This window comes from Sulfuricurvum sp., assembly GCF_028712165.1.
Lineage (GTDB): Bacteria > Campylobacterota > Campylobacteria > Campylobacterales > Sulfurimonadaceae > Sulfuricurvum.
Genome location: NZ_JAQTQR010000107.1, coordinates 1 through 6,394 on the forward strand (window position 1 = coordinate 1; position 6,394 = coordinate 6,394).

The window sequence follows — 6,394 nt, forward strand, 5'->3', positions numbered from 1 at the left end:
TCTTTAAAATCAAGTCAAAAGTATACGGAATTTGCGAAATGTGTGAAGACGATATCGGTTTTCAACGTTTAAAAGTGAAACCGCATGCAAAGTATTGTATTGTATGCCGTCCGATCGTTGAAAAAAATAAACACTAAAAGGGAGAGAAAATGCAACTAAAACGTTATACCATCGCGTCGCTCATTTTAATGATATTAGTAGGTATTGCGACCTACACGATAGATAATGGCTCGATTGGATTTGATTTATTAGGGATGCATTTTCCAAACTTTCCTATCGCATTTTGGGTTGTAGTACCTCTTTTTGTGATGTATCTTGCCAGCGTAGTGCACATGGGTGTTTACGCATTGGTCGGAAATTTTAAACTTCGCCGTTTGAATAAAGATCATGAAAAAATGATTGATGCTTTGCGTGATGCGCTCTTGGGTGTCGGCGAACGCAGCAATGTCTACAAAAGCGATGCGTATAAATTGATGGGGAAATTGATTGATCATTCAATGATCCTTCCCTATGAGACTCTTCGTGCAATCGGAAATGAAAAAATCGATGAAGCGCTTGAATTGATGCGTGATGTCAAAGAAAATAAAAAAGTAGATATCAAAAAATTTCATTTGCCTGCCACGACATCGATTGCTATCCAAAATAATCTTAACCGTCTTGAACGGGGCGAAATCGATGCGGACAGTGTCCTTTCCCGTCCGGACAGTTATGGGGAAATTGTTTGTGCTAAAGCATACGAGGCGTATGTTAAAACGGCATCGGTCGGCTCGATTATGAAATATCAACGCTTTTTTACAAAAGCATCTCTACTCGATTTCGTTCAACGGATTAATGCTGCTGAAAATGGTATTCAAATCAGTAATGAAGAGTTGGCCTCTATATTTGGAACACTTAAATTAAAAAGCAGCGATTGGATCGATCTTTCAGAAGCAATGTCTAAAAATATGCTTCCTGAACAACGTATTCGTTTATTTGAAATGCTGAGTGAACATAATGATGAAGCGATGGAAGGGTATCTTTATACGTTGTATGACTTACAGATGATTGATACAGCGAATGAAATTCTTAACAACACCGCACATAACGATTTCCAAATTTTCAAAGCGTATCGTGATCTCAAACGTGCCAATAAACACTATGACATTGCGATCTTTTTACGTCCAAATTGTTAACACTATGAGATAGCGTCAAACGCTATCTTCTCCTCTAAGGTAATTTTTGATGACTCCTAAACTCTCTTTTGATACTCCTATCTATGCTCTTGCACCTTTAGCCGGATATACGGATTTACCCTTTCGCAATGTTGTTAAAAAATTCGGAGCGGATTTGACGGTCAGTGAGATGATCAGTTCCAATGCACTCGCCCACGGTTCTACAAAGACGATTAAGATGATGGAACGAAGCCCGAACGAAGATCCTTACTCTGTACAGATAGCAGGGTCTGAAGAGGAGATCGTTCGACGTGCAGTAGAGGTGCTCAACACTCAAGACGATATTGATATCATTGATCTTAACTGCGGCTGTCCGGTTCCAAAAATTGTATGTCACGGATCGGGAAGTTCGTTATTGAGTGATTTACCCAGAATGGCTCGAATCATCGAAACGATTAAAAAAACGTCCAACAAATCAACGCTGAGTGTCAAAATCCGTTTGGGCTTTGAATCTAAAAACCACATTGAAATTGCCAAGCTCGTCGAATCGTGCGGAGCTGATTTTCTGGCGGTTCACGGACGCACACGTGCAGGGAAATTTAAAGCTCCGGTCGATTACGATGCGATTGCCGAGATCAAAGCTGCTATCAGTATTCCAGTCATTGCGAACGGTGATATTGACTCTTTCGAGAAAGCGCAATGGGTATTGGAACATACTAAAGCCGACGGTGTAATGATCGGACGCGGAGCCGTAGGTGCACCGTGGATTTTTCATCAGCTTAAAACCGGAAGCGCTTCGGTCGATCCTCTCATCAAACATGCGATCATTATGGAACATTTGGACAGCATGGTAAGCTTTTACGGTCAGCGCGGAGTTGTAACGTTCCGCAAGCATGTCCATACCTACTCCAAAGGCTATGAAGGCGCTTCAGCGCTGCGTGATCTGGTAAACCGCATCGATGACGCGAGCCACTTCCGCGCCGTCGTTGATGAGTTCTTTCTTACCCATCGGCAAATCGGTGAAGGGTTCAAAGCGTCTGACATGAAGTGTGAGTGTTAACAAGAATATATGCATCGTAAAATCAAAGCCAAAGCCCAACTGATAGCCAAAAATCCCGCAACCAAAAAAGCACTGATGTCGATGAAACCGGCAAAGACGATATGGGGATTTGTCGGAGTAATTGTATTTATTATAGTACCCGAAATTGTTGCTTTTATCTGGGGAAGCGAGATTACACAGTACGCAAAAGAAGGTTTGTTGATTACTTCATCGTTCATGGAACGACAATATTATAATCTACTGGTCATGTTGTTCGAAGACGGCGGAAGCTGGTTCAATCTCATTTTGGGTTTTGCACTGTTGGTTTGGCTTTTTTTCTGATAAGTTCCTGCAGCTTCATTGATAGGATTATCTAAATGTTAGTCTCTTTGGTTACAATCGCACCAAAAAGGGGATAATGTGGAAATTGATTTCTATAATGCCGGTATGAATGCGTATGCAACAAAACGTTTTGAAGAAGCGTATGAGTGGTTTAGTAAAGGGGAAAGTGATTCTCGTTGTATATTTGCATTGGCAACACTTCATTATAACGGTGAAGGGGTAGAACGCAATTTTGCTAAATCAACGGAGCTATATGCAAATGCCGCAGAAGCAGGGATTTTGCCTGCACAAGTCTCTGCCGGCTTCGCGTATGCCAATGCAATGGGTGTCCCTGAAGATTTCGATCGTGCAGCTTATTATCTCAAAATGGCGGTAGCTCAGGGTGAGCCTGCAGCAAAAGTAACGTTAGCGGAAATCTATGCAAAAGGATATGCAGGGGGGAGTCGCAAAGAGGCTGCTGAACTTATCCGAGAGGTTCTCTCTTCAACCGGCGGTGAAGAGGCGTATGATGTGTACAATCGCTATGATTTAGGAAATGTAAAATAACCAGGGGGTTAATAAACCCCTGAAGCCTTTTCTTTATAGGAATCAAATGCTTCATCTTGTGTCGGAGCGAGCTGAAAATAACCGTCAAGTTCACGATGCTTGGACTGTAAAAGTGTTTCAAAATCGTTTTGAGTGACCGGAATGTTGTCTTGGAACTTGTCCAATAAAATCGTATTTGCTCCCAACAAAACCAAATAGCTCATCGTGCCGTAATCCAACATAGCGACAGTGTTGTTGGCATCAAGACTTTTTTGAAATCGAATATGCACTCCTCCTCCGATATCCGTCTGAGCTTTTGTCGGTGCAGCCTGCTGTGTAGGTTTGGGCTCTTTGGCTGTTTTATTAAAGAGCCACGGAGTTTTTGGTTCGGTATTCATCGTTGCGGTACGCTTGGCAATGTTTTGTTTAAGCCAAAACAAGATTGCGATACCGATCAGCATTATTACGATTACGACGTAATAGCTTTGCTCAAACTCACTGTTGCTTTTAGTCGGTAGTCCTGCAAGTGATGTTTCATCAACCGGAGGTGTTTCAGCAGATGCGGCGGCAGTGGAAGGCATAAAACGGAGTCTTAATCCATATGAATCGGATGTTTTAGAGGCTTGCATCGCAACATCTTGAGAGACTTGTGCCACGATCTCAATGTGTTCACCCTGCGGTGCAATAGTCAATTTTTCCAGATACTTCGAATTGACATCTTTAACTTTCGGGGCATCGATAAATGCCTCTTCAAGTTTAATAATAAGTGTATTGCCTTGGCGATTTTGACGAAGTACCCCTTCATAAGGGGTGTCAAAGGTCAACATGACATCAACACGGTCATTGCGGTCATAGACATTGTAGCTTAGGATTTTGGCTCCCCAAAGAAATGCGGGGAGGAGTAATAAAAGGATCAGATATCTCATAGTCTCTCTTTTGAAAGGTAATAAAGGACGGCGCTCGAATCGAGAACTTCGTTAATACGGATAGCCAAGTTTTTTTCATAAACCATTACTTCGCCTTTTCCGATAATACGGCGGTTGACGTAGGATTCAACACTCTCCCCTGCAGGTTTCCCCAAATCAATAACAGAACCTTTTTCGAGTTTGAGAATATCTCCAAGAGAAAGGGTCGTTTGTCCCAGATCAGCGACAAATTCGACTTCCATATCAAGCAGCCCCTCATAGTCCATCCATGAAAGCTCTTTTTCGGCGTCAAAAGGGTGATCTTTACCAACACTAGGTTCGGGTCTTGTTACTGGTTCATTCATAGTTTAGAGCCTTTTTAGTGCAATCGTCATTTCGCCGGCTTCAACTTCTAAGAGTTGTATCTCTTCCGAATCACTTTCTCTCATTCCGTCCGATACGAAAAAAGGGGTCATAATGCTCATGGATGTTTCATACGTCTCTTCTGCCAAAACTTTTGCACTTCCGACAATCATGTTCGTTGTTTCCAAAAGCATGTCAATAAGAGTTTGTTCATCGCTCTCTTCTTCGCCTAAAAAGGTTTCTGCAATCGTCTGTATCAATGTATCATCGCATCCGATATAAACTCTATGGAGAGTACCGTCATGAGCTTCAATATCGATATAAGCAAGAAGCGTTCTCTTTTTAGAAGGGTTAGTGATACGTTGATATGGGAGTCGCAACTGATGGAGACAAAAGTTTTCAGCCGCATGTACGATGATCGGTAACATCACAGTCCTAATGTTTGGGTTTGTTAAGTATGGGAATTGATTATACCGTAAAATCAATTGATGGAGAAGGGGGTTGGTTGAAGCACGAAATAAGTATAATCGCGCGACACAAAAATTAAAGCAGACAATATGGTGATTGAATTAGCGCTTTTAGGGATAAGTGTTGGAGCCCTCTCCGGGTTTTTCGGAATCGGAGGGGGAACGGTAAGTGTTCCTATATTGCTTTATTTGGGTTTTGGTATCAAAGAAGCGATTGGTATATCGGTGATGCAAATGGTGGCCGGTTCTTTGTTGGCGGCATGGATTCATCATAAAAAACAGACCTATGTCGTGCACGACATCAAATATTTCGGTTATGGCGGCATCGTAGGGGCTATCATCGGAGGATTTTTGGTCAAACTGCTCCAAGCGACGGTATTGGAATGGCTCTTTCTGAGTATTGTTGCGTTTACTTTGGGACGCTTGGCATTGTCATCTCCTGTCCCGAGCCGTGCTGAAGTGGTTAATCGCCCCCTTTATAGTCTAATCGGAGGCTTTATCGGGATATTTTCCGGGATGTTGGGAGTAGGAGGATCGATTTTAATGACTCCTATACTCGTCAGCTTTATGGGCTTTCCTTTGAAAAAAGCATCCGCAGTCGGTCTTTTTTTCGTTATGTTCACTTCTGTTTCTGCTTTTATAACGCTGCTGTGGTTGGGGATGATGAACCTCCAGGCGGGAATGATTATGGCACTTTCATCGCTAATCGGGATAGCACTGGGAATCTGGCTGCTTCATCGGGTTCATGCAACCCATTACAAACAGGTATTGGTGCTTTTTTATATACTTATTTTTGCCATTACGGCATACAAACTGATCGCGGGGTAAAGACTTATGGATAAGATTAAAATTATTGGGGCACGAGAACATAATCTCAAAAATATCTCGTTGGAGATTCCGAAGAATAAGCTTGTTGTTTGTACCGGAATCAGCGGCAGCGGTAAATCGACATTGGCATTTGATACGCTCTATGCCGAAGGGCAGCGCCGATATATCGAATCGCTCTCTTCGTATGCGCGACAATTTTTGGACCGTGTCGGAAAGCCGGATGTAGATAAAATCGAAGGGCTTACCCCCGCAATTGCCATCGATCAAAAAACGACTTCTAAAAACCCCCGTTCTACGGTTGGAACAATCACTGAAATTTATGACTATTTACGTCTTTTATATGCCCGTATCGGGGTTCAGCATTGCCACCTGTGCGGTAAAAAAATCTCCAAAATGTCAGCTCAGGACATCATCGATCAGGTTCTAAAGCTCCCGGATGGAGCAAAAATCGTTATTTTGGCTCCATTGATTCGGGAAAAGAAGGGTTCATTTTCCGATATTCTTGAATCTCTCCGTCACAAAGGATATGTGCGTGCAATGGTCGATGGGGTTATGGTTCGTCTGGATGAAGAGATCGAGCTGTCCAAAACCAAAAAACATACACTCAAAGTGGTCATTGACCGCCTGATTATTAAAGACGACAACCATGACCGCGTGGCACAAAACGTTGAAAAAGCGCTTAAAGAGTCGTACGGTGAGGTTGAGATCGAAATCCAAAATCACGACGAAATAGGGATGGCAGAAAAGCTGATCCACTACAGCGAACACAGTGCC

9 protein-coding genes and 1 pseudogene are annotated in these 6,394 nt (G+C 42.7%); 7 read left to right on the top strand and 3 right to left on the bottom strand.

All coding sequences use genetic code 11. The annotated features are described in order from the left end of the window. From PHP90_RS13460 to PHP90_RS13480, 5 genes are all read left to right on the top strand, one after another. Positions 1 to 137 (top strand): TraR/DksA C4-type zinc finger protein (locus tag PHP90_RS13460; RefSeq protein WP_299930953.1); only part of this gene is annotated, 137 nt, incomplete at its 5' end. A 12-nt stretch (positions 138 to 149) separates the two neighbouring features. Continuing rightward, on the top strand, positions 150 to 1,172 hold the full coding sequence (locus PHP90_RS13465) for a hypothetical protein (protein WP_299930939.1): 1,023 nt from the start codon (positions 150 to 152) through the stop codon (positions 1,170 to 1,172). Between the two features lie 49 nt (positions 1,173 to 1,221). Continuing rightward, positions 1,222 to 2,211, top strand: a complete 990-nt coding sequence (gene dusB / locus PHP90_RS13470; protein ID WP_299930941.1) for a tRNA dihydrouridine synthase DusB — start codon at positions 1,222 to 1,224, stop codon at positions 2,209 to 2,211. A gap of 9 nt (positions 2,212 to 2,220) precedes the next feature. Then, positions 2,221 to 2,532 (top strand): hypothetical protein, encoded by a 312-nt coding sequence (locus tag PHP90_RS13475; RefSeq protein WP_299930943.1) that lies wholly within the window; start codon positions 2,221 to 2,223, stop codon positions 2,530 to 2,532. 78 nt (positions 2,533 to 2,610) lie between these two features. Further along, complete coding sequence (locus PHP90_RS13480; RefSeq protein WP_299930944.1) at positions 2,611 to 3,078, top strand: hypothetical protein; 468 nt, start codon at positions 2,611 to 2,613, stop codon at positions 3,076 to 3,078. An 8-nt stretch (positions 3,079 to 3,086) separates the two neighbouring features. Here the strand turns inward: PHP90_RS13480 and PHP90_RS13485 are convergent, their stop codons facing one another. Genes PHP90_RS13485 through PHP90_RS13495 form a run of 3 tightly spaced genes read right to left on the bottom strand, consistent with a single transcriptional unit; the run spans position 3,087 to position 4,753 of the window. Beyond that, positions 3,087 to 3,983 (bottom strand): hypothetical protein, encoded by an 897-nt coding sequence (locus PHP90_RS13485; RefSeq protein WP_299930945.1) that lies wholly within the window; start codon positions 3,981 to 3,983, stop codon positions 3,087 to 3,089. Beyond that, positions 3,980 to 4,327, bottom strand: a complete 348-nt coding sequence (gene fliN, locus PHP90_RS13490) for a flagellar motor switch protein FliN (protein ID WP_299930947.1) — start codon at positions 4,325 to 4,327, stop codon at positions 3,980 to 3,982. Before fliN ends, PHP90_RS13485 begins: the two co-directional genes overlap by 4 nt. 3 nt (positions 4,328 to 4,330) lie before the next feature. Then, positions 4,331 to 4,753, bottom strand: a complete 423-nt coding sequence (locus PHP90_RS13495; RefSeq protein WP_299930949.1) for a chemotaxis protein CheX — start codon at positions 4,751 to 4,753, stop codon at positions 4,331 to 4,333. Positions 4,754 to 4,882: 129 nt separating this feature from the next. Between PHP90_RS13495 and PHP90_RS13500 the strand changes: the two genes are divergently transcribed. Both PHP90_RS13500 and PHP90_RS13505 read left to right on the top strand, forming a co-directional pair. Next, entirely contained in the window at positions 4,883 to 5,620 is a 738-nt protein-coding gene (locus tag PHP90_RS13500; protein ID WP_299930951.1) for a sulfite exporter TauE/SafE family protein, read from the top strand. A gap of 6 nt (positions 5,621 to 5,626) precedes the next feature. Beyond that, positions 5,627 to 6,394: pseudogene (locus PHP90_RS13505) on the top strand (excinuclease ABC subunit A); the annotation flags it as partial.

Coding starts and splice junctions, on each gene's coding strand:
- PHP90_RS13465 (WP_299930939.1), top strand. CDS start 150: ATGCAACTAAAACGTTATACCATCGCGTCGCTCATTTTAATGATATTA.
- dusB (WP_299930941.1), top strand. CDS start 1,222: ATGACTCCTAAACTCTCTTTTGATACTCCTATCTATGCTCTTGCACCT.
- PHP90_RS13475 (WP_299930943.1), top strand. CDS start 2,221: ATGCATCGTAAAATCAAAGCCAAAGCCCAACTGATAGCCAAAAATCCC.
- PHP90_RS13485 (WP_299930945.1), bottom strand. CDS start 3,983: ATGAGATATCTGATCCTTTTATTACTCCTCCCCGCATTTCTTTGGGGA.
- fliN (WP_299930947.1), bottom strand. CDS start 4,327: ATGAATGAACCAGTAACAAGACCCGAACCTAGTGTTGGTAAAGATCAC.
- PHP90_RS13495 (WP_299930949.1), bottom strand. CDS start 4,753: ATGTTACCGATCATCGTACATGCGGCTGAAAACTTTTGTCTCCATCAG.
- PHP90_RS13500 (WP_299930951.1), top strand. CDS start 4,883: ATGGTGATTGAATTAGCGCTTTTAGGGATAAGTGTTGGAGCCCTCTCC.